The organism is Rhodococcus sp. USK13, assembly GCF_018343855.1.
GTDB classification, from domain to species: domain Bacteria; phylum Actinomycetota; class Actinomycetes; order Mycobacteriales; family Mycobacteriaceae; genus Rhodococcus_F; species Rhodococcus_F oxybenzonivorans.
This window is the reverse complement of sequence record NZ_CP069242.1, coordinates 5,495,543-5,520,329: the sequence shown is the minus strand read 5'-3', so window position 1 is coordinate 5,520,329 and position 24,787 is coordinate 5,495,543. Positions and strand designations below refer to the sequence as shown.

32 protein-coding genes are annotated in these 24,787 nt (G+C 64.7%); 17 read left to right on the top strand and 15 right to left on the bottom strand.

All coding sequences use genetic code 11. The features are described 5' to 3' along the window. Nucleotides 1–187 precede the first annotated feature (187 nt). The 3 genes from JQT59_RS27940 to JQT59_RS37275 all read left to right on the top strand — a co-directional run bounded on the left by JQT59_RS27940 (nt 188) and on the right by JQT59_RS37275 (nt 3,504). On the top strand, nt 188–2,365 hold the full coding sequence (locus tag JQT59_RS27940) for a UvrD-helicase domain-containing protein (RefSeq protein WP_249353893.1): 2,178 nt from the start codon (nt 188–190) through the stop codon (nt 2,363–2,365). Nucleotides 2,366–2,533: 168 nt separating this feature from the next. Beyond that, nucleotides 2,534–3,382, top strand: coding sequence for a GIY-YIG nuclease family protein (locus tag JQT59_RS27935; protein WP_249353892.1), 849 nt, complete (start codon nt 2,534–2,536; stop codon nt 3,380–3,382). Then, the gene (locus JQT59_RS37275) at nt 3,283–3,504 is read left to right on the top strand and encodes a DUF4357 domain-containing protein (RefSeq protein ID WP_502939882.1); all 222 of its coding nucleotides are present in this window, start codon (nt 3,283–3,285) and stop codon (nt 3,502–3,504) included. The genes JQT59_RS27935 and JQT59_RS37275 overlap by 100 nt, the downstream gene beginning before the upstream one ends. Before the next feature lie 197 nt (nt 3,505–3,701). Here the strand turns inward: JQT59_RS37275 and JQT59_RS37270 are convergent, their stop codons facing one another. After that, nucleotides 3,702–4,319: a hypothetical protein gene (locus JQT59_RS37270; RefSeq protein ID WP_249353889.1), complete on the bottom strand. Its 618-nt coding sequence runs from the start codon at nt 4,317–4,319 to the stop codon at nt 3,702–3,704. A 420-nt stretch (nt 4,320–4,739) separates the two neighbouring features. Here JQT59_RS37270 and JQT59_RS38080 point away from each other — a divergent pair, with 420 nt between their 5' ends. The 3 genes from JQT59_RS38080 to JQT59_RS37260 all read left to right on the top strand — a co-directional run bounded on the left by JQT59_RS38080 (nt 4,740) and on the right by JQT59_RS37260 (nt 5,842). Next, the gene (locus JQT59_RS38080; RefSeq protein WP_349306988.1) at nt 4,740–4,931 is read left to right on the top strand and encodes a helix-turn-helix domain-containing protein; all 192 of its coding nucleotides are present in this window, start codon (nt 4,740–4,742) and stop codon (nt 4,929–4,931) included. Then, nucleotides 4,907–5,164 carry a hypothetical protein gene (locus tag JQT59_RS37265; RefSeq protein ID WP_249353888.1) on the top strand — a complete coding sequence of 86 codons (258 nt, stop codon included), beginning with the start codon at nt 4,907–4,909 and terminating at the stop codon, nt 5,162–5,164. Before JQT59_RS38080 ends, JQT59_RS37265 begins: the two co-directional genes overlap by 25 nt. Nucleotides 5,165–5,236: 72 nt before the next feature. Continuing rightward, nucleotides 5,237–5,842 (top strand): hypothetical protein, encoded by a 606-nt coding sequence (locus JQT59_RS37260; protein WP_249353884.1) that lies wholly within the window; start codon nt 5,237–5,239, stop codon nt 5,840–5,842. Between the two features lie 460 nt (nt 5,843–6,302). Here JQT59_RS37260 and JQT59_RS27920 read toward each other — a convergent pair whose 3' ends face one another. From JQT59_RS27920 to JQT59_RS27895, 6 genes are all read right to left on the bottom strand, one after another. After that, the gene (locus JQT59_RS27920; RefSeq protein ID WP_213572806.1) at nt 6,303–6,680 is read right to left on the bottom strand and encodes a hypothetical protein; all 378 of its coding nucleotides are present in this window, start codon (nt 6,678–6,680) and stop codon (nt 6,303–6,305) included. Further along, nucleotides 6,677–7,966, bottom strand: a complete 1,290-nt coding sequence (locus JQT59_RS27915) for a hypothetical protein (RefSeq protein ID WP_213572805.1) — start codon at nt 7,964–7,966, stop codon at nt 6,677–6,679. The genes JQT59_RS27920 and JQT59_RS27915 overlap by 4 nt, the downstream gene beginning before the upstream one ends. Further along, nucleotides 7,963–8,268, bottom strand: a complete 306-nt coding sequence (locus tag JQT59_RS27910; protein ID WP_213572804.1) for a WXG100 family type VII secretion target — start codon at nt 8,266–8,268, stop codon at nt 7,963–7,965. Before JQT59_RS27910 ends, JQT59_RS27915 begins: the two co-directional genes overlap by 4 nt. Nucleotides 8,269–8,272: 4 nt before the next feature. Beyond that, complete coding sequence (locus tag JQT59_RS27905) at nt 8,273–8,599, bottom strand: WXG100 family type VII secretion target (RefSeq protein ID WP_213572803.1); 327 nt, start codon at nt 8,597–8,599, stop codon at nt 8,273–8,275. 212 nt (nt 8,600–8,811) lie between these two features. Continuing rightward, nucleotides 8,812–9,621, bottom strand: a complete 810-nt coding sequence (locus JQT59_RS27900; protein WP_213572802.1) for a HugZ family pyridoxamine 5'-phosphate oxidase — start codon at nt 9,619–9,621, stop codon at nt 8,812–8,814. Between the two features lie 26 nt (nt 9,622–9,647). Continuing rightward, nucleotides 9,648–10,316, bottom strand: coding sequence for an SIMPL domain-containing protein (locus tag JQT59_RS27895; protein ID WP_213572801.1), 669 nt, complete (start codon nt 10,314–10,316; stop codon nt 9,648–9,650). A gap of 143 nt (nt 10,317–10,459) precedes the next feature. Between JQT59_RS27895 and JQT59_RS27890 the strand changes: the two genes are divergently transcribed. Both JQT59_RS27890 and JQT59_RS27885 read left to right on the top strand, forming a co-directional pair. Further along, nucleotides 10,460–10,924, top strand: a complete 465-nt coding sequence (locus tag JQT59_RS27890) for an NfeD family protein (RefSeq protein ID WP_213572800.1) — start codon at nt 10,460–10,462, stop codon at nt 10,922–10,924. Beyond that, nucleotides 10,921–11,793: a slipin family protein gene (locus tag JQT59_RS27885; protein WP_213572799.1), complete on the top strand. Its 873-nt coding sequence runs from the start codon at nt 10,921–10,923 to the stop codon at nt 11,791–11,793. The genes JQT59_RS27890 and JQT59_RS27885 overlap by 4 nt, the downstream gene beginning before the upstream one ends. A 6-nt stretch (nt 11,794–11,799) precedes the next feature. Here the strand turns inward: JQT59_RS27885 and JQT59_RS27880 are convergent, their stop codons facing one another. Then, on the bottom strand, nt 11,800–12,573 hold the full coding sequence (locus JQT59_RS27880; protein WP_213572798.1) for an IclR family transcriptional regulator: 774 nt from the start codon (nt 12,571–12,573) through the stop codon (nt 11,800–11,802). Nucleotides 12,574–12,799: 226 nt separating this feature from the next. Here JQT59_RS27880 and JQT59_RS27875 point away from each other — a divergent pair, with 226 nt between their 5' ends. Both JQT59_RS27875 and JQT59_RS27870 read left to right on the top strand, forming a co-directional pair. Beyond that, nucleotides 12,800–13,564 (top strand): CoA transferase subunit A, encoded by a 765-nt coding sequence (locus JQT59_RS27875; protein ID WP_213572797.1) that lies wholly within the window; start codon nt 12,800–12,802, stop codon nt 13,562–13,564. Then, nucleotides 13,561–14,229 (top strand): 3-oxoacid CoA-transferase subunit B, encoded by a 669-nt coding sequence (locus JQT59_RS27870; protein ID WP_283254022.1) that lies wholly within the window; start codon nt 13,561–13,563, stop codon nt 14,227–14,229. The genes JQT59_RS27875 and JQT59_RS27870 overlap by 4 nt, the downstream gene beginning before the upstream one ends. 36 nt (nt 14,230–14,265) lie before the next feature. On the opposite strand, the gene JQT59_RS27865 is transcribed toward JQT59_RS27870, so the two are convergent. Next, entirely contained in the window at nt 14,266–14,562 is a 297-nt protein-coding gene (locus JQT59_RS27865) for a putative quinol monooxygenase (RefSeq protein ID WP_213572796.1), read from the bottom strand. Nucleotides 14,563–14,816: 254 nt separating this feature from the next. Between JQT59_RS27865 and JQT59_RS27860 the strand changes: the two genes are divergently transcribed. After that, a complete protein-coding gene (locus JQT59_RS27860; protein WP_213578151.1) occupies nt 14,817–15,752 on the top strand; it encodes a phosphodiesterase in 936 nt (311 codons plus the stop codon). Here JQT59_RS27860 and JQT59_RS27855 read toward each other — a convergent pair whose 3' ends face one another. Next, nucleotides 15,753–16,121, bottom strand: coding sequence for a helix-turn-helix domain-containing protein (locus tag JQT59_RS27855; RefSeq protein WP_213572795.1), 369 nt, complete (start codon nt 16,119–16,121; stop codon nt 15,753–15,755). It lies immediately after the preceding gene. Between the two features lie 84 nt (nt 16,122–16,205). On the opposite strand from JQT59_RS27855, the gene ppk2 reads away from it, so the two are divergent. Beyond that, a complete protein-coding gene (gene ppk2 / locus JQT59_RS27850) occupies nt 16,206–17,150 on the top strand; it encodes a polyphosphate kinase 2 (protein WP_213572794.1) in 945 nt (314 codons plus the stop codon). A 24-nt stretch (nt 17,151–17,174) separates the two neighbouring features. On the opposite strand, the gene JQT59_RS27845 is transcribed toward ppk2, so the two are convergent. Further along, complete coding sequence (locus tag JQT59_RS27845) at nt 17,175–18,674, bottom strand: stealth family protein (RefSeq protein WP_502939744.1); 1,500 nt, start codon at nt 18,672–18,674, stop codon at nt 17,175–17,177. 217 nt (nt 18,675–18,891) lie between these two features. Here JQT59_RS27845 and JQT59_RS27840 point away from each other — a divergent pair, with 217 nt between their 5' ends. Both JQT59_RS27840 and JQT59_RS27835 read left to right on the top strand, forming a co-directional pair. Next, nucleotides 18,892–19,416 (top strand): flavin reductase family protein, encoded by a 525-nt coding sequence (locus JQT59_RS27840; RefSeq protein ID WP_213572793.1) that lies wholly within the window; start codon nt 18,892–18,894, stop codon nt 19,414–19,416. Beyond that, complete coding sequence (locus tag JQT59_RS27835; RefSeq protein WP_213578149.1) at nt 19,416–20,144, top strand: pyrimidine reductase family protein; 729 nt, start codon at nt 19,416–19,418, stop codon at nt 20,142–20,144. The genes JQT59_RS27840 and JQT59_RS27835 overlap by 1 nt, the downstream gene beginning before the upstream one ends. Nucleotides 20,145–20,146: 2 nt before the next feature. Here JQT59_RS27835 and JQT59_RS27830 read toward each other — a convergent pair whose 3' ends face one another. The 3 genes from JQT59_RS27830 to JQT59_RS27820 form a co-directional block, all read right to left on the bottom strand. Next, nucleotides 20,147–20,575: a hypothetical protein gene (locus tag JQT59_RS27830; RefSeq protein ID WP_213572792.1), complete on the bottom strand. Its 429-nt coding sequence runs from the start codon at nt 20,573–20,575 to the stop codon at nt 20,147–20,149. Between the two features lie 56 nt (nt 20,576–20,631). Continuing rightward, nucleotides 20,632–21,054, bottom strand: a complete 423-nt coding sequence (locus JQT59_RS27825; protein ID WP_213572791.1) for an acyl-CoA thioesterase family protein — start codon at nt 21,052–21,054, stop codon at nt 20,632–20,634. Nucleotides 21,055–21,169: 115 nt separating this feature from the next. Then, nucleotides 21,170–21,487: an ArsR/SmtB family transcription factor gene (locus tag JQT59_RS27820; RefSeq protein WP_213572790.1), complete on the bottom strand. Its 318-nt coding sequence runs from the start codon at nt 21,485–21,487 to the stop codon at nt 21,170–21,172. A 91-nt stretch (nt 21,488–21,578) separates the two neighbouring features. Between JQT59_RS27820 and JQT59_RS27815 the strand changes: the two genes are divergently transcribed. From JQT59_RS27815 to JQT59_RS27805, 3 genes are all read left to right on the top strand, one after another. Beyond that, entirely contained in the window at nt 21,579–22,634 is a 1,056-nt protein-coding gene (locus tag JQT59_RS27815) for an SDR family oxidoreductase (protein ID WP_502939742.1), read from the top strand. Between the two features lie 46 nt (nt 22,635–22,680). Continuing rightward, nucleotides 22,681–22,950 carry a hypothetical protein gene (locus JQT59_RS27810; protein WP_213572788.1) on the top strand — a complete coding sequence of 90 codons (270 nt, stop codon included), beginning with the start codon at nt 22,681–22,683 and terminating at the stop codon, nt 22,948–22,950. Nucleotides 22,951–23,105: 155 nt separating this feature from the next. Next, nucleotides 23,106–23,537, top strand: a complete 432-nt coding sequence (locus JQT59_RS27805) for a hypothetical protein (protein ID WP_249353883.1) — start codon at nt 23,106–23,108, stop codon at nt 23,535–23,537. Between the two features lie 417 nt (nt 23,538–23,954). Here JQT59_RS27805 and JQT59_RS27800 read toward each other — a convergent pair whose 3' ends face one another. Continuing rightward, nucleotides 23,955–24,281, bottom strand: a complete 327-nt coding sequence (locus JQT59_RS27800) for a hypothetical protein (RefSeq protein WP_249353882.1) — start codon at nt 24,279–24,281, stop codon at nt 23,955–23,957. Between the last annotated feature and the right edge of the window lie 506 nt (nt 24,282–24,787).

The window sequence follows — 24,787 nt, the reverse complement described above, 5'->3', positions numbered from 1 at the left end:
CCCGATGAGTCCGTGCGGAGGGCGGAGAGGACATGGCCGGACATGCAGGTCGCGGCCGTGGTCGACACCGATAATTTCGTGACGACTGGCGCGGCGGCAGTTGGTAGATGGTGGCCTCGCCGGACTGCCCGTTCGAGCCGGATACGCTTGCACATGAGATCGAGGACACGGTGAAGAGGAGTGGGCAGTGAAGGCCGAAGTGCGTATGCACGACCTGTTCGACAACTCCTACGACCGACTCGAAGGCAGCGTCAAGCAGCGGGTCGTGGACTTCATCATGAAGATTCAGCGGGACCCCGAGGCTCCCGGCCTCGACTACAAGATCCCGAAGCTGGCGCAGAACAATCGAGTACGAACGGCGCGCGTGACGGACCACTACCGCGCTGTGCTCGTGGTCGCCGGTGAGGACGACGGCACCAGCATCCTGTATCTGGTGGCAGTCAAGAAGCACGATGCCGCCTACGACTATGCCAGCAAGCTCACCCTTCAGGTCAACGCCAAGACCGGCGCCGCCGAGCTTTTCGACGGCATCGCGCTCGAGGAAGCGGTCGACAAGGCGCGCAACGCGAAGCAGGTAGAGCCCTCCGCGAAGCCGATTATGCCCGCCAGGGTGAAGCAGAAGGATCTCGAACGATTCGGTGTCGATCCCGAGATCGCCGAACAGCTCAAGAAGGTCGCTGACGAGGATGGCCTCATGGCGATCGCCAGCGCGCTGCCGTCCTCGCAGGGCAATGCGGTGCTCGACCTCGCCTACGGCAAGAGCCCTGACGAGGTCTGGGCGGACCTCGTGATCGAGGATCCGGGCGAGGTCGACGTGTACGACCTCGACGCAGCGCTCCAGCGCCCACTGTCACGACTCAGCTTTACCACCTTTGAGGGTGACAACGAGGAGGAGCTGAGGGTCGTCCTCGAAGGCGATTTCGCGAGGTGGCGAGTATGGCTGCATCCGTTGCAGCGCAAGCTCGCTCAGCACACGGGGTGGAACGGACCGTTCCGCGTGACCGGTGGAGCGGGGACCGGCAAGACGGTGACCGCGATTCACCGGGCGTGTTTCCTCGCACGCCGACTCGACACGGAATCGGCCACTCAGAAGGTCCTGTTTACGACCTTCACAAAGAACTTGGCCCGCACTATCGAGTCCCAGTTGAAGCAGCTGGCGGGACCTATGGTTGGCGAGCGGGTCGATGTCGTCAACATCGACTCCCTCGCCCGGCGGGTAGTCACGGCCTCGGAAGCGGGTCGTAACGTGGTCAGTTCGGTCAAGTTCGTCGCGGCGGATGCCGACGAGGTGCGCGAACTCTGGTCGAGTGCTGCTCTGATCGCGGCCGGCCAATGGGAGCCGGCGTTCCTCGCTGACGAATGGGCCCAGGTCGTTCTCGGCAACGCCATCGTGGACGAGGCAGGCTATCTCCGCGTCACGCGAAGCGGACGTAGCCAGCGCCTGACCCGTCCTCAACGTGCCGACGTATGGCAGGTGGTCGAACAATTCGAACGCCTGATGCGATCCCAGGGTCTGATGACTTTTACCCAGTTGGCCGCGCAAGCCGCGGCGACGTTGGCGGCCGATCCGTCGCTACGGGATCAGTTCGGCTACCGTCACGCCGTCATCGACGAGGCCCAGGACTTGCACCCTGCCCATTGGAAACTGCTGAGAGCCCTCGTTCCGGGAGAAACAGATGACCTTTTCATTGTCGGTGACGCACACCAGCGAATCTATGGGCGCCCTGCACCGCTGTCTCGCTATGGCATCGAGACCCGCGGTCGATCACGACGATTGATGATCAATTACCGGACATCGAAGGAAATCCTTCGATGGTGCCTCGAGGTCGTCGATACCGAGGTCGACGACCTTGACCTCGCCTCGGACACGTTGGCAGGAGCCCGATCGGTCTTCGGTGGACCCGATCCCGAGATTCGCGAGTTCGACTCCGAAGCGGAGGAGGATGAGGGATTGGCTCAGCGCATTTCGAAGTGGGCTGATGAAGGATTGCCGCTTTCCGGGATTGCGGTCTTCGCGTACGACAAGTTTGCGGTGCAGGAAATTGCGAGCTCGTTGGAGCGCGCTGGCATCTCGTCGATCGTTGTCACCGATCGCTCAGACGAGGACAAGTTGGGCGACGCAGTCCGAGTCATGACGATGCACCGCGCGAAGGGCCTCGAGTTCCGCGCGGTTGCCATCGCGCGGCTCGGATGCGAGTCATTCCCGCCGAACTACGTCAACAAGCTCAAGGGTGCCGACCTGGAACTTGAGCTGCGCAAGTTGCGGCGGGTGCTTTACGTGGCCGGCTCGAGGGCGAGGGAACGTCTTCTATTGTTCTCGGCGGGCGAGGTGTCGGAGTTGGTGGGACCGCCAAACGGCGCATAGGTCCAGTCGTACGTAGTGAATCCAGCGGGCCGCGCGCCCAGTAGGCTGCATATCGTTCGATGAACCGTCACGGGACGTGAAGCCGAAGTCATGCTCTTTTGTAAGCAGGCCTGCGTCACCGCCACGTGACCCCATCGTGGAAACTGGCGCGGTGACTAGGGAGGCTGTATGACTGTCGGAAAGTCGGTTCGGCTGTTTCTCGCAGATGGGACGCCCGGCGGATTATTGACTGCCGAGATCATGAACTGGACCGGCCATGTTGTTGCTGCCCCACGGTCAGATCTGGCAGGCCTGATGAAACGTCCAGAGGCCAGCCGGACCGGCATCTACATTCTGATCGGCGAGGACCCAGGGAGCGTGGGTGGTTCGATCGCATATGTCGGTGAGGGAGGCGATGCCAGCAGGCGCCTCTACCAGCATTCCCGTCCTGAAGCTCAAGGCGGAAAAGACTTCTGGAACCGCGCAATTATCTTGACGAGCAAAGATTCGAACTTGACCAAGGCTCACGTGAGATTCCTGGAAAGCCGCTTCATCTCGATCGCGCTGGAGGCGAGTCGCGCGACCTTGGTCAACTCCACAGCGCCCGACCCGCTCGCGCTCCCCGAAGCCGATAAGTCGGATATGGAGTACTTCATCATGCAGGCCAAGATCGTTTTGCCGGTTCTAGGCATCAATATCTTCCGAACCGTATCGGTCGAGACGCGATCGTCGATCTCCTCTGACCGCTTTACTGAGCGAGGGGCTTCGCCCCTATTCGAGCTGCATCTCAAGAAGGAAGGTCTCACCGCGAGGGCCCAAGAGATCGACGGTGAGTTTACAGTGCTGGCCGGCTCGCAGGCTCGGCTCTCATGGACGGGTAGGCACCCGTCAAACGAGGGGTACAGGCGGCTCAGGGAAAACTTGAGCAGGACGGAACCATCGTCTCCACCGATGATGGCAGCACGATGCACTTTTGTCGTTCCCAAGTATTCGGGAGCCCTAGTGCCGCAGGGGCGGTTGTCGTGGGTCGCACAATGAACGGCCGGACAGACTGGAGGATACCCGGCATCGGCGTGAGCTACGGGAGTTGGCAGAATCAAGGCACTGAGGCTGTCGGGTATTCGGCATCGAGTGGAGATGTGATTCGCCCAGGTCTGTGACCATCGGCTCGCGGGGTACCGATGAGCAAGTTGGGCCAGCGACGCATCCGGGTAGGTGGCTTTCATCAACGGCTACGAGCGTTCACCGCCTACTACGCTAGGCACGGAACGTAATTTCCTAATCGTGCGTGCGCTAGGTGCTTCGAACACGACTATCCGACAGCCGAGGACACGATTCCGGTAGCTGTCCTAGCAACCTATGTGCGAGGCCCAAATCGGAAGAGTTCTTGCAAATCCAGGAAGTGTTTTTCCGTAAACTTAAGTTCAGCGGATTCGCCGCATAAGACAAGCTTGATTAGTGGATCGTTGTTACCGCCTTCTGCCTTGGCGCGCCAGGACCGAATCTGTTCATCGAGACCGCCTGCCTGCACCGTACCGAACTGAAGCTTCCTGCAACAGGTTGGACACAGACATAGGACGCCGCCCGGACGATCGGTGTGTGGCCCTATCTGTCGTTCGGCAAGGTGGAATGCCTCAAAGTAGGGGGTGCCATCCTTCTGCGCGAACGTTGAGTGGCAGATCTGGCATCGACCGCTGTACTGGTCGAACAAGAACGCGCGCACGGACTCATCACGTGGGTTGTGCGATGTATGGATCGAAAGTCGGTGCGTCATCACGATCGTGGTGTCGAGTTCGAGTTCCCCGAGGCGGCGGTACGCCCGGACGTTGGCGGTCACCAGGTCGTCGCCGACGACGTCGACAGAGACGACCTCGTTGCGGTATTCGTCGAGCTTGGCCAGGACGCCGAAGGCCTTGAGGAAGTCGGCCTTGGTGTAGAGGCGGAGAGGATTCCTTCGAGCGTGAAACCGGCCCACTTCATCTCGTCCGAGTACAGCTCCACGAGCGGAACCGGGTTCCCCTCGTCTGCGGCGGCGAAAGCTGCCTTCAGGGCTGCGGCATTGCTGTTGGTCATGCGGACTCCATCGTCGCTTCGGATATGTCGGCACCACGAGCCATTCCTGTGGTGTGCATCACCATGCCCGTGCGGGGAGCCCGGCGGAACCGTCCAGCTACGTGGTTCACTACGGTCACACTAAGCCGAACCTGGCGCTCTGAATCTGTGCAGGTAAACGCCGCTTTCTCGGCCTGAGTCCGGGTGCGAGTGCGCAAGGCGCACGGTTGCGATGACACATCTCGACCCCCGAAAGTTGACAGCGGGTGACTAGCGACCAAGGTGATCCAGATCTCAATTACCGGGAGGTCGACCGACCGGTGACGAGTCTAGAAGGGGCCTTGTGAACGCTGACGAGTGGGATGAGATTCGCCGACTCCACCGGCAAGGATCTCCCATCAAGCACATCGCGGTGCAGCTCGGAATGTCGCGCAACACGGTGCGCCGCGCGCAGACTCTCGACCACCCTCCACCGATCATCGAAGCCGACGCGGCTCCGTCGTCGATCCCGTGGATTCGGCCATCCGGGAGCTGATCGCCGACGACCCCGACATCGCGATCGCGGGGATCACGCGCAGAATCCAATGGACCAAGTCGAGGACCACGCTAGCCCGCAGGGTCACCAGCATCCGTGAGGAACGGTCGACCGGCGAGCCCCACGACAGCCCCACCGACACGGTGTCCGCGGCCCCGTCGGTCCCGGTCTACGGACCGAGCTTCGTGGACCGTCGAACCGAACTGCTCGAACCTGCGGAAACTGCTGGGTGACCACCGGCTCGTGACCATCACCGGCCCGGGCGGAATGGGCAAGACACGCTTCGCGATCCATGCCGCCGGCGAATGCCGCCGCGCGTTTCCGGACGGTATCCGGTGATCGAACTCGCCGCGCTGCGCAGCCCCGACCTCCTCACCCAGACCGTCGTCGACGGGCTCGCCCTCGCCAACCGCGACATGCACGCCAGCCCGACGGAGAACACCATCATCGAGTATCTCAGGACCCGGCGGATGCTCCTGATCCTCGACAACTGCGAGCACCTCCTTTACGAATGCGCACAACTGGTGTCGGTGCTGCTGCGCTCCACGACGGAACTGCGCATCATCACCACCAGTCGCGAGATACTCTCGGTACCGGACGAATTCGTCTTCCCACTCTCCCCGCTTCCCACGGTCATCGGAACGGAGTCGGCCTTCCCAAGTCGCGGAACGGGAAGCACGGTGGAGCTGTTCGTGAACCGAGTCGTCGCCGTCCTGCCAAAATTCAAGCTGACCGAGCGCAACCGAGACGCCGTGATGTGCGTGCCTACTCGATTGTCGTGCGCGCAGCAACCTCGGCGGGTGGTAGGACCGGTTGGTTCGATTCTTCGTGTACCAAAAGTGCACGTCGTAGGACGTGAATCAGGTAGAGGATGGCGGGCGCTATGGAAGCCACAGTCACGAATATGGTGAAGACAAGTGGAGCCGGCAGGTCACTCGTCCGATTCTGGCTGGTGAAGTGCCAGTTGAGTACTCCCAGCCCGAGGGAGAGCGCGACAACGACTGCCCACGACGCTCGCGATCGTCCAGATGATGCGCTGGCATTGCGTTCATCGCGAATGCAACCATGCATACTGCCAACAGGGCAGCATATGGCCAGAAAGCCGTTGGCCCGTTGGCGTCGCTGTGCAGTGGCAATGTGACGAGGACGAGCGATCCGGTTCCAGAGAGAGTGCAGAGAAGCGCTATTGATGCGAACACAATTCGTGCTGCGGTTCGGCTCACGAGAACTAAGACTCCTTGTCAGTTGGTTCGGCGCGATGCGTGTAAGAGTGTGTTGATTTCGCTCTCGCTGGGTGTCGTCAGGACTGTCGACCTCGACGCATGCGAGCGCCGCCCGCCCAGCGGCGTCGACCGGATCAGGGTTGGGACATCAGTCCGTCAAGTCGAAGTGGGGTTCGTTGGCGCTGTGAATACGCACCTCGCCCCAGTCACCTTCGACGTGAAAACTGCCATCTTCCTTGGTCAAGCTGTCAATGTTGCCCAGATCCTCTTCGCCCGCGGCATCTGTATACCGGTTGGGTGACTCTGTAATCCACTCGATCTGCGTAACTTCGTCGAAGACGAGTTCGCCCACTGCGTAGCAATACTGCTCACCGGAATTTGGCGGACGGTAGTGAGGGTTCTCCGGCGTGAGAACAGCTTCCATCTTGAACGACAACTGCCGGGGGAGCTCCGAAATGCCCAGGACGAAACTGTCTTCGAGGTAGACACCCGAGAGATTCGAGAACTGCGTGTAGTCACTAGTCATGGCATATCCCATTCGATTGGTGTGTGGTTGCCGGGGCTCCTGCGAGTGACCGGGTTCCCAAAGGGGTCGATACGTTGCCCTGTCGGGTCACGAAGCTCCACATGAGGATCTTCACTTCCCGGAGCTCTTGATGAGCCTTTCTTGATCGTGAGACGGACGACGCCATTCTCGTCGACGAACTTTGCGGGACCATCGGCCGATTGCGTCTTGGTCCATCCCTCCGAGCGTGCGTAGTGCTCCAAATCGCTGGCCTTCGGCTTGTTGCCATTCTGAAAGAGTTCGCCGATGTTCTTCTTCGTCGGCTTCAGCTTGGCCTTCTCGACGGCCTTTTTCCCCAGTGTCTTCAGGCGCTCGAGCACCAGTCGAAGTCCCTTGAGGTCGTTGCTGGCCTTGACGCCGCGCCCGATATTCTTTGCGACCTTCCATGCGGTGACTGCATCTCGAACGATTCGCGCGAACTTGCTGATCGTTTGGGCGGACTTGGCAACTCCAGCTGCGGCGGAGATACCGAAGCTAACAAACGACGCGGCGATCGCAATCGCTGCAGTGGCTGCGAGCTCGATCGCAAGATCTTCGAGGATATCTGCGAGTCGCTGACGAATCTCATCGATGTGTGTCCTGTACTCCGAGCACGACAGGGCCATTTCGCCGCATGCTCCCTGCAATCCTTCGATGGCAGCCACGACTTCCTCGAGGTCGTCGATGATGAAGTCGACTTCCGGAGATGTCACGTCCGCAAACAGTTCAGCGCTCGCTCGGATTGCTGCGGAGGCGTTCGTAACTTCGGCACTGCTGGCTAGCGAATTCCAAATGTTGCAGGCGTCATCAAGTTTCTCGGTATCGCCGTCAGGGACTGGAATTCCTACCTCGGCTGCAAGGCCAAGGCCATCGTCGACGAGCCCGTTTCCAGGCCCCCCAGCCGAAGGTGGAAACGCCGGGGTACATCCAGGCAGAACCGCCGGCAATGGGGGTGGCGTAGGAGGTGCTCCACCGTCGACATTGGCATTGTGATCTGCCATCGCATGGTTGTGACCAGCCTGGCGCAATACTCCAGCGTAGTTCTCCAACGCCCTGATCGCGTCATCGAATGAGGCGAGGATGATCTGCGTTCGTTCGTCGTAGGACCTTGCCCATTCATGGGCTGTATCAAAGGTCCCGGCCATTCCACCGCAGCGTTGCAGTGACTGTAGCGCCGTTGTGAAGGCCGTGTAGAGATCGACAGCAGCCTCGTCGCATCGGGTGCCGGCTGCGTAGTAGGTCTCCGGGTCGGCATCCAGACGCGTCATGGGCCGCCGCCGCGTCCGAGCATCTGCAAGTTGGCGGACACTGCGGCCGTGTATTCCTCGTGGGCTCGCCTCGCCGCTGCGCGCATCGCATCGAGGCCCTCACGCAGATCTCTCGCGCCGGCAACCCAGTCCCGATGCGCTTCTGCATGAGCGTCTGCGGCTCGGCCGGTCCAACTTACCGGCAGGCCGGTGATGCGACGGTCCAACTCGTCGAGATGGTCCTCCACGAATCCCACAAAGCCGGCCAGGCGCGCAATGACTTCATCGAGTTGATCGAGATCAACTGTGTACCGTGAACTCATCGCGCTAGTCGAGGCGCAGCGAACTCAGCGAGCTGCTGAACGAATGGTCTTGTCTGGAATAGTTTTCGGCCGTTACTCCCAGCAATTCCGCCATGTCGCTCAGCGCCTCGAACACTTGGATGCCTCCGTCGCGTAGTTCGCACCACCCCGCACCGTAGGCGTCCGCGGCAGTGCCCGTCCACCCGCCGGCCATGAGGCCATCCACCTCGGCCCCAGCGGATCTCAACGCGTCCAGCAGGTCCTGCGCCGTCCTGAAGGCAAACTGCCCGGCTTCTCGTACGCCGTCAATTTCGACGAACACATCACTGCCGTCCGAAGCGTGTTCATTCATCTCATCCCCCCACGCCGCACGATTGCGGCGTCCCATTCTTAGCTATGGACGAACCGTCGGGCAAGTCTTGGATCTTCGTGTGAGCTTGTGATGGGTCTCGGTAGAACCGCGCTACTTGGCCGTCGCGTTACCGAGCAGGCTCCAGCAGTTGGCCTGAACTGCTGGAGGCTGCAGGATCGATCTGGGAGAGGAGCGCCCCAGGCGTCACGTGCTCACCGACCGGCCAGCGCCCGGGCCTGTTCTGTCAACGTCACTGTCGCCGCTCGCAGCTGGTCGGGGGAGTGGAGTGGTTCCGCGTACCCGACTCGCGTCATGGCGGCTCCGCGCGGGGTGACGACGCGCAGGTCCAGCCCGTACCGATCGGCGCCCTCACAGGTGGCGGTGGTGGCGTCCGGGAAGCCACCCAGTGCCTGGGCCATCGACAGCAGCGCGTCGGCGTGGTCGGCGTTGAGGTGCTCGACGGCGCGGCCGGCGTGTGGGGTCACGGGGTCGGGGGATGCCGCCGCATACGCCTCGGCGGTGGCCGAGTCCATCCGCCCGTACCCGCCGACCCACCGCACGCGCTGGACGCGCAGCACCCAGAGGGCGAAGTCGCTGAAGTCGATGTAGACGTGCGCGGCCGGGATGGCCGCCAGATGGGCCTCGCGTGCGGCGGCGAGCTCGTCACCCTCGGGTCGTTCGACAAACCCGGCAAGGGTGATGCGGGTGCTGGCCAACGGATCAGCCGGCGGGTTCGGTGCGACGATCGCGATGCTGGCCCGGGGATTGTGCGCGAGGTTGCGACCGTGCTCGGCCATGTGCGACACGCACAGCACGGGGGACCCGCCCAGCAGACCGTAGGTCACGAACGACGCCCAGGGATCACCGTCAGCGGTAAGGCTGGCGAGGGTGCCGATGTTGGTCGAGGTCGCCACCGTCCGGGCCTCCTCTGCCGCGGACGGACGGGCCGGATTCACGACCTCCGCCAGCGGCGGCGGCACAGTGGGGGCGTCGCCCGGATCTCCGTGATCTAAGTTGGTCATTCCCGAACGGTACGCCCGCGTCTCGCTCACCACGCCTCGAACCGCGCGTGGACGTCGGCGCTGAGCGTGATGTTCTCCGGCTTGAGCGCGATGGCCTCGTTCGACCCGCCGGCGGCGAAGGCGCGGGCCCCGACACCGCCGTAGGACGTCCCGGCGTCGACGCCGAGCATGCCCGGGTCGGCGATCGCGACGGGGTGAACGGTGTTGCGGCCCAGACTGCGGGCGTAGGTTTCGGCCTTCGACTGCGCGTCACGGATGGCGAGTTCCCGGACCTGCACGATGCGGGCCGCCCGACTCTTGCTGGTGAGCGCCCAGTCGAAGTTGCCGACGTTCACCCCTTCGAGCGTGGACACCGAATCGACGAAGCCGCCGACGGCGCCCAGCTGGCTGAACTTCACTTCGAGCGCGGCTTCGGCCCGGTACACATACGGCAGCTGGAGACCGTCCTTGTTGTACGGGCGATGCCGCGAATGTCGGACCTGATCGAGCGACCACCAGTTGATCGGACCGTGGTTGCTGTCGAACTTCGCGTTGATCAGCTCGGTGAGCCGGCTGACGGTGGCCGTGGCCGTCCCGACCGACCGTTCCACGTCGCCCGTCTCGATGCGGACGACGACCGTCACGGTGCACCGCTCGGGCGCACACGTGGCCTCACCGTGGCCGGCGACGGTGACGACAACAGGACTCGTATGCATGAGAAGGAGTGTGCCATCCGAGTGGGAAATTGCTGGTGGCGTGACCCCCCGCGCTCGCATACCGTGGATACCGAGGGCCCGATCGCCAGGTGGCTATGCGATGCGGCCGGGCCCTCGCGAAGCGTGATCGTGGGTGATGCGAAATGGCCGCGTTGGGTGTGCTGGCACTGATACTCGGTGTGCTGCTGATCGTGATCGAGGCACACGCACCGACCGCGGGTGTGCTCGGCGGGCTCGGTGCCCTGGCCTCCGCAGCAGGGGTGTGGCTGCTGTTCACGTCCAGCGACACCGCGCAGATGATCGCCGTCCCGGCGGCCGCGGGAGTCGCGGTGGTCGGACTCGGCAGTGCGGCCGTCATCGGCCGGAAGGCATTGTCGGCGCGGCGAATTCCCATCCGCTCGGGCCCGCAATCGCTGATCGGCACCGACGCCACGGTCCGCAGCTGGGCCGGGCGACAAGGACAGGTGGAAACGGCCGGGGGACTGTGGAAAGCGCAGACCCAATTCGGCGACGACGAGGAACCGACCGCCGGTGACGCCGTCGTCGTCGAACAGATCCGCGGCCTCACCCTCACCGTGCGCCGCCGCGAACCGTGGGAGCTGTTATGACCGAACTCGTCGTCATCCTGTGCGTCGTCATCATCCTGCTCGCCATGCTGGCGAGCAGCTCCATCCGGGTGCTCCGCGAATACGAGCGGGGCGTCGTGTTCCGGCTGGGCCGGCTGATCGACCTTAAGGGTCCGGGCCTGGTGCTGCTGATCCCGGCCATCGACCGCATGGAACGCGTCAGCCTGCGGACCGTCACACTCAAGATCCCGGTGCAGGAAGTGATCACCCGCGACAACGTGCCTGCCAAGGTCACCGCCGTCACCTACTTCCGGGTGATCGACGCAGACCGGGCCATCGTCGAAGTGGAGGACTTCCTTTCCGCCACTTCGCAGATCGCGCAGACCACGCTCCGCTCGATCCTGGGCAAGGCCGACCTCGACGCCCTGCTGTCCGAGCGCGAACGGCTCAACGAAGACCTGCAGCAGGTGATCGACCAGCAGACCGAACCGTGGGGCGTGAAGGTCACCACCGTCGAAATCAAGGACGTCGAGATCCCCACCAACATGCAGCGGGCCATTGCCCGGCAGGCCGAGGCCGAACGCGAACGCCGCGCCAAGGTGATCAACGCCGAGGCCGAATTCCAGGCGTCTGCCAAGCTCGCCGAGGCCGCCGACGTGATCAGCCGCAACCCCACCACCCTGCAGCTGCGCTACCTGCAGACGCTGGGGGAGATGGGAGGCGACAACAACTCGACAATCGTCTTTCCATTGCCGCTCGACCTGGTTCGCCCGTTCCTCACCACCCCGACTGCCGACGGGCAGGACAAGGCACAGCCGGGCGAACCGTCGCAACTGGAGGCCAGACCCGACGTCGACCCGATGCGGGCCATGACGCGACCGGAACCTGTAGCGCACCCGCTGCGCAACTGAACTGACTCACGCCCGCGACTGCAGCAGTTGCGACAGAACGTGCGCCTGCTCGAGGAGGAGGGTGCCGAGTTCGGGATGGCGTTCGGGGCGGAAGCGGGTCTCGACGCCGGTGAGGCTCAGCGCCCACGCCGGCCGGCCGTCCCGGTCGAACACCGCCGCACCCATGCCCCAGCTTCCCTCGACGATCAGACCGGGGTTGACCGCGTACCCGGTGTGGCGGGTGAGGGCTATGCGTTCCCGGAGTGCGTCCGTGCTGTGGTTCTCGCCCCAGCGTTCGGAGAGGTCGGTGCGCGCCAGATACTCGTCGATGTCGCGGTCGGGGAGATGCGCCAGAATCACCAGTCCCGCGGAGGCGACGCCGAGCGGAAAGCGGATGCCCTCGTGCAGGACGTGGGAGCGGAGGGGGAAGCTGCCGTCCTCGGCGGCGATGCACACCGTTTCGTCGCCGCGCCGCGCCGAGAGGAAGGCGCTCTCCCCGGTGTCGCGGGCCAGTCGGTCGAGGACGCCGCGGGCGTGCCGGGTGATGTCGTAGCGGGTCGCGGCCGCCGCGCCCAGCAGATACAGCTCCGGGCCGAGGGTCCACCGGCCCGTCCTCGCGTCGCGGTCGAGGAGGCCCTCGTCGGCCAGCGAAGACAGCAAGCGGTGCGCGGTAGGACGGGCCAGTCCGGCGGCGCGCCCGAGCACCGTGGTGGACGCGCCGGCGGGTTCGTGTGCTCCGACCGCCCGCAGCAGCGCACCCACCCGTCCGACCACGTGCGGTCCGCGTGTCTCCTCCGTCATGACGCCATCATAGCGTTCACTCAGTGAACGCTCGGCGCTCCGGTGTCCAGGCTGTGAACAACCTTGCCGAACTCCTTGAAACGTGAGGAAGAGCACGTTCTACTAGGGCTTACGCGTTCACCACGGCGGTCAGTGAAGCCCGCCAGGCGTGAAACCCGCGTCTGCTGGATGAACGCATGGAAGTGAACACCGGCTCGGAGGTCGAGCGGTAGCGAAGGGAGACACGATGACAGGAAAGGTTTCCGAGTCCGCGGCAGCGGCGGTCGCGGGCATCACCAGCGGCTCGTCACTGGCGGTAGGAGGGTTCGGGCTCTGCGGCATCCCCGACGCGCTCATCGCCGCCCTCGAGGAAGCGGGCGTCGACGAGCTCGAAGTGTTCTCCAACAACTGCGGAGTGGACGACCACGGGCTCGGAATCCTTTTGTCGGCGGGCCGGATTCGCCGCGTCACCGCGTCGTATGTGGGGGAGAACAAGGAGTTCGCCCGGCAGTACCTGGCCGGGGAACTCGAAGTGGAGTTGACCCCGCAGGGCACCCTCGCCGAGCGGCTGCGGGCCGGCGGCGCAGGCGTCCCCGCCTTCTTCACCCCGGCCGGTGTCGGCACCCCCATCTCGGACGGCGGCATGCCCTGGCGTTACGGCCACGACGGTTCCGTCGCCATCGCGTCACCGCCCAAGGAGACCCGCGTCTTCGGGACCAAGCGGTACGTGCTGGAAGAGGCGATCAACGCCGACTTCGCGCTGGTCCACGCCGCGATCGGCGACACCGACGGCAACCTCGTCTTCGACAAGACGGCCATGAACTTCAACCCCCTCGCCGCGATGGCGGGCAAGGTGACCATCGCCCAGGTGGAGGCCCTCGTCGAACCCGGCGAGATCGACCCGGCACACGTGCACCTGCCGGGAGTGTTCGTCCAGCGGATCGTGCACACCGGACCCCAGAACAAGCGAATCGAAAAGCGCACCGTGCGCGCGGAAGGACGCCCCTCGTGACCACACTTGCTGCCACCGGCTGGACCCGCGATCAGATGGCGCAGCGCGCCGCCGCCGACATGATCGACGGCGAATACGTCAACCTCGGCATCGGGCTGCCGACCCTCATCCCCGGCTACCTCAACGATGACGTGCGGGTGATCCTGCACTCGGAGAACGGGATCCTCGGCACCGGTCCGTACCCCACCGAGGAGGCCGTCGACGCCAACCTGATCAACGCCGGCAAGGAGACCGTGACCGTCAATTCCGGTGCCGCCTTCTTCGATTCGGCGTTGTCCTTCGGCATGATCCGCGGCGGCCACATCGACACGGCGGTACTCGGCGGAATGCAGGTGTCGCGCACCGGCGACCTCGCCAACTGGATGGTCCCCGGCAAGATGGTCAAGGGAATGGGCGGGGCGATGGACCTGGTGCACGGCGCCGAACGGGTCATCGTCGTGATGGAACACACCGACCGCGACGGCAACCCCAAGATCGTCGACGCGTGCACCCTGCCGCTCACCGGCCAGGGAGTCGTGAACCGGATCATCACCAACCTGGCCGTGATCGACGTACTCGGCGACGGCACCCTGGCCCTGCGTGAACTCGCGCCCGGGGTGACCGTCGACGACGTGCAGGCCGCGACGGGCCCCACCCTGATCGTCGACCTGGAGAACGCTGCCTGATCGGCACTCCAGTTCGACGACCCGCGGGATCGGGATCTAGACGCTGTCGTCGACCGTGTACTTCGTGAGGACCGGTGCGCCGGCCAGCAGAGGTCCGAGGTCGGTGATGGCGCCCGGTCCCGCGCGGAAGGTGCGGTAGGCGGCGTCGTGCTCCTCCGACTCCCACTGCTCGATCAGCAGCCAGCGGGCAGGGTCGGCGGCGTCGACGAGCACCTCGACGCCCAGGCAGCCGTCGAACGCGCGGGTGGCCTTCAGCTCGCGGGTGAAGATGTCACGGGCAGCGTCCACGGACTCAGGCTTGAACTTCAGTTCCAGTGTTGCGGTGATCGGCATCTGGTCTCCTCGAAATCGATGCAAATAATATGACGTCGATCACGATAGAGAACGTTTTCTCGACCCCGATGGGCGGGCGGTCGATCGACCGGATTCCGTCTGCCCCAATCGGTACGCGGGATCGTCGTGCCACGTTCACCCGGCATCCGTCCGGCGTGCCCCTGGACGTTGCCTGCACGCACTTGTCTAGTGTGGATACCCAGCGGGAGTCCGCCTGGCTCCTGTCCCTCCGGGCGAGCGGAAGCGAGAGACCGATCAACGGTACCGAGGCAGCCGACCTACGTACGGCCGAGTATCCACGGCCGTCGCACTTCGTGCTCCATCTCAGCGACACGCATCTGGTCGACGAAACCCTGCTCTACGGGGCCGTCGACAGCGAAGCCAAACTGCGCCAGATCTTCGCCGAGGTGGAGGCATCCCACGCCGCACCGGACGCTCTGGTGTTCACCGGCGATCTCACCGACAAAGGTGAGCCGGGCGCCTACGAGAAACTGCGCGACATCGTGGAACCCGTCGCGGAGTCGCTCGGTGCGCAGGTGATCTGGGCGATGGGCAACCACGACGACCGCGGTCATTTCCGGACCGCACTGCTCCGGGAGGAGCCGTCGTACGCGCCGATCGACCACGCCTACGACGTCGACGGCCTGCGCATCATCACCCTCGACACCACCGTCCTCGGACACCACCACGGCGAAATCGAGCAGGACCAGCTGGATTGGCTCGCGGCGGAGCTGGCCGTTCCCGCGCCGCACGGCACCATCCTGGCGCTGCATCACCCGCCGGTTCCGTGCGTCCTCGACCTGTCGGTCCTGGTGGAGCTGCGTGACCAGCCGCGACTCGCCGATGTGCTCCGCGACAGCGACGTCCGGGCCATCCTCGCCGGGCACCTGCACTACTCCACGACGGCCACCTTCGCGGGCATCCCCGTCTCCGTCGCCTCCGCCACCTGCTACACCCAGGACCTCAACGTTCCGGCGGGTGCGCTGCGCGGGCAGGACGGCGCGCAGGGCTTCAACCTGGTGCACGTCTACCCGGAAACCATCGTCCACTCCGTGGTCCCGCTGGGCTCCTACGACACCGTCGGCGAATACGTCACCGCCGACGAGACCGCGCGCCGGCTCGCCGACAAGGGTGTGCGCATCCCGGATGCCGGGGAGGACTTCATCCAGCGCCCGACTGTTCGCGTGTAGTCAGCTCCGACGCGGAAACTGCTCCCGGTGCGCCAGCACGTCGGAGAGCCGGAACCGGCGGTGGGTGCCGCGCATCTCGATGGGCAGCGCCCCCGAATCCGCGAGCCGCCGCACATACGTGTCCGAGACACCGAGAACCTCCGCCGCCTGCGAGGTGGTGAGCAGATCCGCCACCGTGCCGAGCGCCAGGCTCTGGCCCTCGCCGAGCAGCGCGAGCAGTTGGACGACGGCATCGCGGACGGGGGCGGGTAGTTCGACACGGTCGACGGTCACCGTGGGAGTGGCATCGCCGGCAAGTGCGGCGAGGACCGACCGGAGCTCCGTGAGAGTGTCGGCGCCGAGTGCAGGAACGATGTGGTCGATGCTCATGCTGGACGCTCTCTGCCGGAGGGACGGACGTTCTACGATCTCATGAGCTGCGCCGGTGAGCCGCCAGGGCGGTAGCCTTTCACTGTGGACGAGCTGCACGATTCCAACCGATTCGAAGCCGCCGGGGACAACGACATCGATGTGACGCCGGAGATCGACGAGATCGGTGAACTGCTGCGCAAGTCCGGCCGCAAGCGGGGCATCGCCGAAGTGGACGAGCCGTGGAAGCACGGATACCCGTACGACGAGAAGATGACGCGCCGCCAGTACGAGGCCCGCAAACGCAAGCTGCAGATCGAACTGCTCAAGCTGCAGGCCTGGGTGAAGGAGAACGGCGAGAAGGTGGTCATCATCTTCGAGGGCCGCGACGCGGCAGGCAAGGGCGGCGCGATCAAACGGTTCACCGAACACCTCAACCCTCGTGGTGCGCGGGTGGTGGCGCTCGAGAAGCCCACCGAACGCGAGCGCACTCAGTGGTACTTCCAGCGGTATGTCCAGCACCTCCCGGCGGGCGGTGAGATCGTCCTGATGGACCGGTCCTGGTACAACCGCGCCGGCGTTGAACGCGTCATGGGCTACTGCACGCCCAACGAGTATCTGGAATTCACCCGGTCTGCCCCCGAGTTCGAACGGATGCTGGTGCAGTCGGGCATCCGCGTCGTGAAATTCTGGTTCTCGGTGGGCAGGGAAGAGCAGCACGCCCGGTTCGTGGCCCGCAGCACCGACCCCGTCAAGCAGTGGAAGCTCTCACCTACCGACCTCGCGAGCCTCGACAAATGGGACGCCTACACCGAGGCGAAAGAGGCCATGCTCTTCTACACCGACACCCCGCACGCGCCGTGGACCGTCGTGAAGTCGAACGACAAGAAACGGGCCCGCATCGAGGCGATCCGGTGGGTGCTCCACAAGTTCGATTACACCGGCAAGGACGAGAAAGTGGTGGGCACGCCCGATCCGCAGATCATCGGCCCACCTGCCACCGTCTACGACGAGGGTGAGCGGCCAGGAGACTCGATCCCCGCGGTCTGACGGAGCCTCCCCGGGGGCGGTCGCTCAAGCCCCGGTCTCCCACGGCGCCGGGATGGGGAAGTAGCTTTCCAGGAAATCGGTGACCCTCTTGGTGCGCAATTCCAGGTCGATCTCCGGTGCGCTGCCGTCGTTCAGGCAGAAGAAGTCCATGGACCGCTTGGCGAGCAGCGAATCCATGTCGCGCAGTCCCGCCTTGACGGTGGTGTCGACGTACTTCACGCGCGCCGCCGTCTGCACCACCGCGCGCCCGCTCATCAACGCGTAGTAGTGATACAGCGAGTTGGTCACCGAGATGTTGGAGCTGGCGCGGAAGGTGCTGGCCGCGGTGGCGGCGAACTCGTCGGGGAACTCCTTCTCCATCTCCTCGAGCACGCTCCGGCGGAGCGGGGTGGCGGCATGTTCGAGGTGCCGGGTAGTGGTGACCCCGAAGCGGTTCTGCAGCAACCGCCTGTTGACGCGGGCAGCATTCTCGAAACCACTGCGTTGTTCGTCGTTGTGGCCCAGTCCGATTCGGGTGGTCGCCTCGATGAACATGCTGATCCCGCCGGGGGAGAAAAACATCTCCGGTCCGACGGGGCGGCCGAAGAACATGTCGTCGTTGGAATACAGGAAGTGCTCCGACAGGTCGGGGATGTGGTGCAGCTGGCACTCCACCGCCTGCGAGTTGTGGGTGGGCAACACCGACGGATCTGCGAAGAATTCCTCGCTGGGCACGAAGGTGACGCGGGGGTCATCGGCCAGCCACGCCGGACGATCGGAATCGGTGGCGACGAAGATGCGGCGAATCCACGGCGCATACATGTGGACCGAGCGCAGCGCATACTTCAGTTCGTTGATCTGCCGGAACCGGGCCTCAGAGTCGTCGCCCTCGCCCACCACATAGTTCTGCATCCGCTTGGCACGTTGCGCCTGAAACTCTTTGGACGATCCGTCCACCCACGAGAACACCAGATCGATGTCGAAGTTGATGTCGGAGGCGTGATCGGCGAACATGTTCTCGATCGTCGGCCACACCCGACCGAACCGCTCGACGGTGCCGCGGACCGCTTCTTCCGGCCGCACTATGTGGCGGGTCAGCGAATTCTCCATGGGAAGCACGATCTCGTCGTCGGCAAACTTCCACAGTTCGATCTGCACACCCGTCGCCGCCCCGTAGCTCAGGCCGCTCGCCACGTGCACCCGCGGACGGAACAGCCGGAAGATCCGCGCCTTCGAGTTCGCGGAGAGGGCGCCGTCGGCGACGAGAACAGCCGATCCACGCTTGGCGTCGACGGTTTTCGAGTAGAACGGGCGGTTCCGGCACGCGGCCACGAGGGCGGTGCGCAACTGCTTACGCAAAGCCCAGTCGACCGCGATCACCGGACGTTCGTCGTTGCCCCGCACCAGCAGATAGTCGATGCCCGCGCCGTCCAGCACGTCGCGGATGAACAGTAGATCCTCCACCATCGCCTCGTGCGGCGTCGTGGTGGTGATGGTCAGCGCGAAGCGGCCCTTGACCCGCACCACATCGGGTCGATGTTCCAACCTGGACTGTGCCGCGGCGGAAACGTGAGCGACGGCGTCGCCGCTCTCCTGCTCGGGTGGAACCAGGTAAACATCGTGCGGAGCAGAAGAATGAGTAATCGTGGGGGCCTTTCAGGTGACGGCTGCGAGTGCGGCGAGGCCTATTCTATGCCCTGAACCGGCGTTCCGAAGGACGGCGGCCTGCGTAGCTTCCGCCCCAATCTGTTAGACAGGGTAAATGCCGCCTAACGGGAATTCCGATACGACGCAGCACGACGCCGGACAGGCGTTCGAGGATGTCGTCGCGTTGCTGAACTATCCGATGTTCGTGGTCACCACCCGCTGGGAAGAGCAGCGGTCGGGGTGCTTGGTCGGGTTTGCGTCGCAGGTCAGCATCAACCCGCCGCGATTCTTGGTGGGGTTGTCGAACAAGAACCACACCTACGGGGTCGCGGTGAACGCCGAACACCTCGCGGTCCATCTGCTGACCCGGGAGCACCTCGCGCTGGCGACTCTCTTCGGTGAACAGACCGGTGACGAGATCGACAAGTTCGCGCAGTGCGAGTGGCGCACCGGCCCCCACGGGCTGCCGATCCTCGCCGACTCCGCGGCCTGGTTCAGCGGCCGAATCCTCGAACGCCTCGAGCTCGGCGATCATGTCGCGTTCCTCCTCGCACCCGAAAGCGGCTCGGCGCCGGACGATCTGGGTGAACTGATCACCTTCTCGGACGTGCGGGACCTCGAACCCGGACATGAGGCATGATGCCGACCATGCGCACACTGAACATGGGCACGGACGAGGTGTCGGCCGAGGAGTTCTACCGCGACCCACCCGACGGAGTCCGGGTGAACATGGTGGCCAGCCTGGACGGCGCCGCTGCTTTCGACGGCCGGGTCCGGCCGCTGTCGGATGCGGTGGATCACCAACTTCTGCGCGCCCTGCGCACCTACGCCGACGTGGTTCTCGTCGGAGCCGGAACCATCCGGGCAGAACGCTACGGACCGGCGGTGCTCACCGAGGAGCAGTCGCGCTATCGGCTCGAACGATGGGGCCAGGACGCACCACCGCCGATCGCCGTCGTGACTCGCACCGGAAACATTCCGCTCGACACGCCGTTGTTCACCGGGGACGTGCGGCCGCTCGTCATCACCTCGCAGAGAACTGCGACCGAGCGCGGCGCAGCACTCGAAGAGGCCGCAGACATCGTGGTCGCGGGCGAAGACACCGTCGAGATGCCCTCCCTGATCGCTGCACTCCGCGACCGCGGGCTCCGCCGGATTCTGTGCGAAGGAGGTCCGACGCTGCTGGACGACCTCGTCATGCACGACCTCGTCGACGAAATGTGCCTCACCGTGGCGCCGAGGCTGGCCGGACCACAACCCCAGCAGGCGACCGCCGGCCCCACCCTGGGAGCGCCGCGCACGCTGTCACTCCAGCACGTTCTGACCCACGACGACTTCCTGTACCTCCGATACGGCCGGGTTCGCTGAAGTCAGTCGACGACGGTGAAGAACGAGTCGCCGTCCTCCGCGGCGCCGTCGATCTGTCCCCGGTCAGTGCGCGAATCCTCGACGATGACACCCTCCACCACATCGGCATGCTTGGTGCCCAGCACCGGGATCACGATGTCGTCCTCGCCGTCGATGATGCGGTCGACGTCCTCGGACAGCTGATCGTCGGGCAGCTCGGCAATCGGAATGTCGAGTTGCTCCTCGAACGCGATGTCGGGCTCCTCCTCGGCCAGCTTCTCGTCCAGCGACTCGCCCTCGCGCTCCTCCCGCGCCGTGGTACCGAATTTGTCGGCCTCACTCCAGCCGTCGGGAGGATCGACCACATCGTCTCCGTCGTTGTTGCGCACATCGTCGGAGTCGAGGCTTTCGCTGGGACTCAGCGTGTCGCCGGGGCCGTCTTCGATACTCATGGTGCAGAAATGCCCAGTTCAGGCGCTCTCGAAACGCGGCGATGGGGAAACCGACGTCATCGCGAAGGTGTGACCGGTGCGGTGCTCAGCGTCTCCAGAGCTGCAACCTGAGCCGGTGACCAGGGCGCCGAACCACGACGGCTCGAATCGAGCTGAACGAGTGTGGCGGTCACCTCGGCGGCCTGCGTGCCGTCCTGCTCGATCCCGATCTGCAGGGTGAGCGACGTGGTGCCGATCCGGGCCAGGGTGACGTCAACGTACGCCTCCTCGGTGAACAGTTCGCGGCCGAAGTTGCTGACGACGTTGACGACGGCGGTCTGCGTGACCGGGTCGAGGAGATCGCCGCACGCCTCACGGAGCGCTCGAACCCACGCTGCGGCGGCCGCCTCGTGCGCGACGTGGAACGGCACGTGCCGGCTGATGGACGCCGGCGCGTCGGGGGCCGCGCGGTTGTGCAAGGTCGTCGTGTAGCGGGGCATGCTCCGGACACTACCCAGCACCGGCGGCGACCCTCGCCCCCGACTCCGTCTCGGCGAACCAGGACCGAAGTTGACCTCATTCCCTACTAGTGTCGAATCGACGTGAAGGCGGCGTTCAGAGTTCGGTGCGGATGTGGTCGGCCAGTCGGGCGATCGTCTCCTCGTCGCGGCGGTAGTGGGTCCACTGGCCGATCCGATGGCTCGTGACCAGTCCGGCGCTCTGCAGGGCGGCCATGTACTGCGAGGCCGTCGACTGCGAAACCTCGGCCCTCGCCTGGATGTGTTTCAGGCACACGCCGACCTCTTCGGCTGGTTCGAGCTGCGGGGGAAAGGTGTCCGGCTCCTTCAGCCACTGCAGGATGCGCACGCGGGTCGGGTTCGACAGCGCTTTGAAGACCAAGGCCAGGTCGGTCGGGTCCGGATGTTCACTCACGTTGTCCATCGTACCGCTATATCGCGATTTTCCGATATGTGTGCTTGACTCGGTATATCGCAACTTCGCGATATGCCGATAGGAGTGAGTGATGACGAAGCGCAGAGTGGCAGTGGTCGTCGGTGCGCGCGGGGTGATCGGCGGCAATCTGATCGACCATCTCGAGGCGACAGGGGAGTGGGACGTCGTCGGACTGTCGCGACGGGGCGGACTCGACACCGACCGGGTGCGGCACATCGCGGTCGATCTGCTCGACGAGCGCGACGCCGCCGACAAGCTGGGCGAACTGCGCGACGTGACCCACATCTTCTACGCTGCCTACCAGGACCGCCCGTCGTGGGCGGAGCTCGTCGCGCCCAACGTCGCGATGCTGGTCAACACGGTGAACGCGCTCGAACCCGTAGCTGGGGATCTCGAGCACATCAGCCTGATGCAGGGTTACAAGGTCTACGGCGCCCACCTCGGGCCGTTCAAGACGCCGGCGCGCGAGAGCGACCCGCCGCACATGCCGCCCGAGTTCAACGTGGATCAGCAGCAGTTCCTCGAGGACCGCCAGCGCGGCAAGCGCTGGACGTGGTCCGCGATCCGCCCGTCGGTCGTGTGCGGGTTCGCGCTCGGGAACCCGATGAACCTCGCGCTGGTGATCGCGGTCTACGCGACGATGTCGAAGGAACTCGGAGTGCCGCTGCGGTTTCCGGGTAAGCCCGGCGCGTACACGAGTCTGATCGAGATGACCGACGCAGGACTGCTGGCGGAGGCCACCGTCTGGGCCGCGACCACGCCCGAGTGCGCCAATCAGGCGTTCAACATCAACAACGGCGACCTGTTCCGCTGGGACGAGATGCTGCCGAAGATCGCGGACTTCTTCGAACTGGATGTCGCGCCGCCGCTGCCGATGTCGATGGACGTCGTCATGGCGGACAAGGAGCCGGTGTGGAAGGACCTAGTCGCGAAGCACGGGCTGAAACCCACGCCGTACGAGGATGTCTCATCGTGGGCGTTCGGCGACTTCGTCTTCGGCTGGGACTATGACGTCATCGCCGACGGGTCCAAGGCGCGCAGGCTCGGTTTCCACCGTTACGTCGAGACCGAGCAGATGTTCCTCGACATCTTCCGCGACCTCCGGGCCCGGAAGATCATCCCCTGAGGGCGGCCGCGGTAACAGCACAGCCGGCGTTTGCGACGTTGAACGTGTGCGGACACTGACATTGATCGGAACGGCCCTCGGTCTCGGTGCGGGCCTGGTGTGTATCGGCCTGTTCTCCTGGTGGCTCTCGTACCCGGTGCACTTCTACGTGGGCAGCTACGAAACACTCGGCGCCGGAGGAAGCGCCGCGCACATGGACTCGGTGGATCCGATGCCGTTTCTCGCTGCCGGCCTGATTCTCAGTGCACTTCTCGGGGCCGTCTCGGGTTTCATCGCCGCACGCCGTGGCTGGCGGCTGACCCGACTTGCTGTTTGAACCGGTGAGCCGGCTCGGCACGACCCGTTTCGGGCCAGTAAGCGTGCACGTTGACTCGACTGGGTGTTGGTGCCCGGGATCGGGCACTCTTGGGTATGGGATCGAAGGCAGGTCGTCCCCACAGCCCGTCGGCTGCAGCTTTGGGTGGTCGACTGATGAAACTGGTCGGTGACCGTGACGCCACCCTGTTCTCGCGGGAGATCTCCCGAGTGTGCGCCGAACCGCAGCCGACCGACGGTCAGCCGGACTACGGTGATGTGCTGGCCTGGGTTGTCGACGCCATCGTCGGCGTAATCACCGCTCGTCTGGGCGCCGCGGGGCCCGGGGAGCGGTTCGTCCTCGACCTTCACTTCACGGACGGGACGCATGTCGACGTCGACGACCTGGCGGCATCGGAGCGTTGGGTGCTGCAGACGGTAGCGGCCTTCCTCGCCGAAGAAGTCGCGGCCGGGGAACGGTTACTCGCCATCGCCGAACAACAATTCGACACCACCCTGCGCGTGGACACTCTGGCCGACGCGATCATCTGGCTCGACTTCGTTCTCGACGTCGATCTTCCCGACCCACCCGACGTCACCACGACATAACTTTGACGATAGGCGGCGGCCGCCAATGCCCATACCCCGGCGGCGGTGGGGGCACGTAAAGCGCGGGCATCGGCGCCGGCGAGCTCACGTTCAGTCCTGACGGGTGCCGCCCTCGACGCCGATATCGCGTTGGTGTGTGGTCTCGTCGACCAGGTCAGTGACCGTCGGTGAACGCTAGCTGACGTGTGGCCACCATTTGGTTGGCACGGATGCCGGCCCGGGCTTCCTCGTGTCCATTGACAGGCCGTAAGCGAGGAAAATCGAACACGGTGTCCCGGGGGCGATGGCGCTGACATACAGGTCGTTGACGACAGCACCCGCACCCTGCCGTCGACATGTGGTCGAGAGGGGCAGCGGTGCCGGTGTGGTGTGGTAGGCCCGGATGGCGACCAAGAATGACGATGTCGTGTTCGCGGTTTACAACTGCGCCAGCACGGGGAACAGAGCGATCGCGGAGACGGTGATCCCCGCGGCGCCGGCAACGACACCCAGCAGGGCCCGCAACGATGCCGCCTCGTCGTCCGCTACTGCGGACCGCGACGTAGCGACGGCGCCGCAGACCACCGCGGCCACCCCCAAGGCGAAGCCGAGTCCGACCACCCAGAACGACGCCACGGACAGCGCCCCGAGGGCGATCGACATGGCGGGCAACCGCGACTCATGCTGTTTCCGTATCCCGGTGTCTTCGAGGGAGGAACACATGCGGTGGTCGGCACCGGGGCTGTCGGGGACGGCGGCGGTCATGATCCTCCTTCTCACGGTTGACGAGTCGGGTCGATGGGGCACATAGGATTGACGAGACCGGAAGCGTCGTCAAGACCTGTTCGGGCGCAACGGGAACGGTGTTGTCGAAGCAGTTTCGGTGGTCGAGGGTTGCGACTCGGTCGAGGGTCTCCGCTTGTGACGAAGACCCCATAAGAAATTTAGCACTCGTATCGTGGGAGTGCTAACTCTTTTTGCTAAGTAATTTCATGCCCCTTAGCCGGCCGCTGAAGTGCGTCGACCGCCGGACTCCGTGGCCGTGGACATTCGCCGAGGCCCGACGGGCGGACGGTGCTGGCTCGATTGTCGAGCGAAGGCTCGTTGTTGTCTGCGGGGCCGAGGCGGTTCCCGCGATGTTCGCTGAGTGCGAATGCCGATTCATGCTGGCGCGGCAGGGTGGGGCGCATGTTCCGGACCGGCTGAGGGGGCGCAGTATCGGCGTTGAGAGGGCGAGTGTCGAGGCCCTCCGCACGCCTCTATCGCGACAC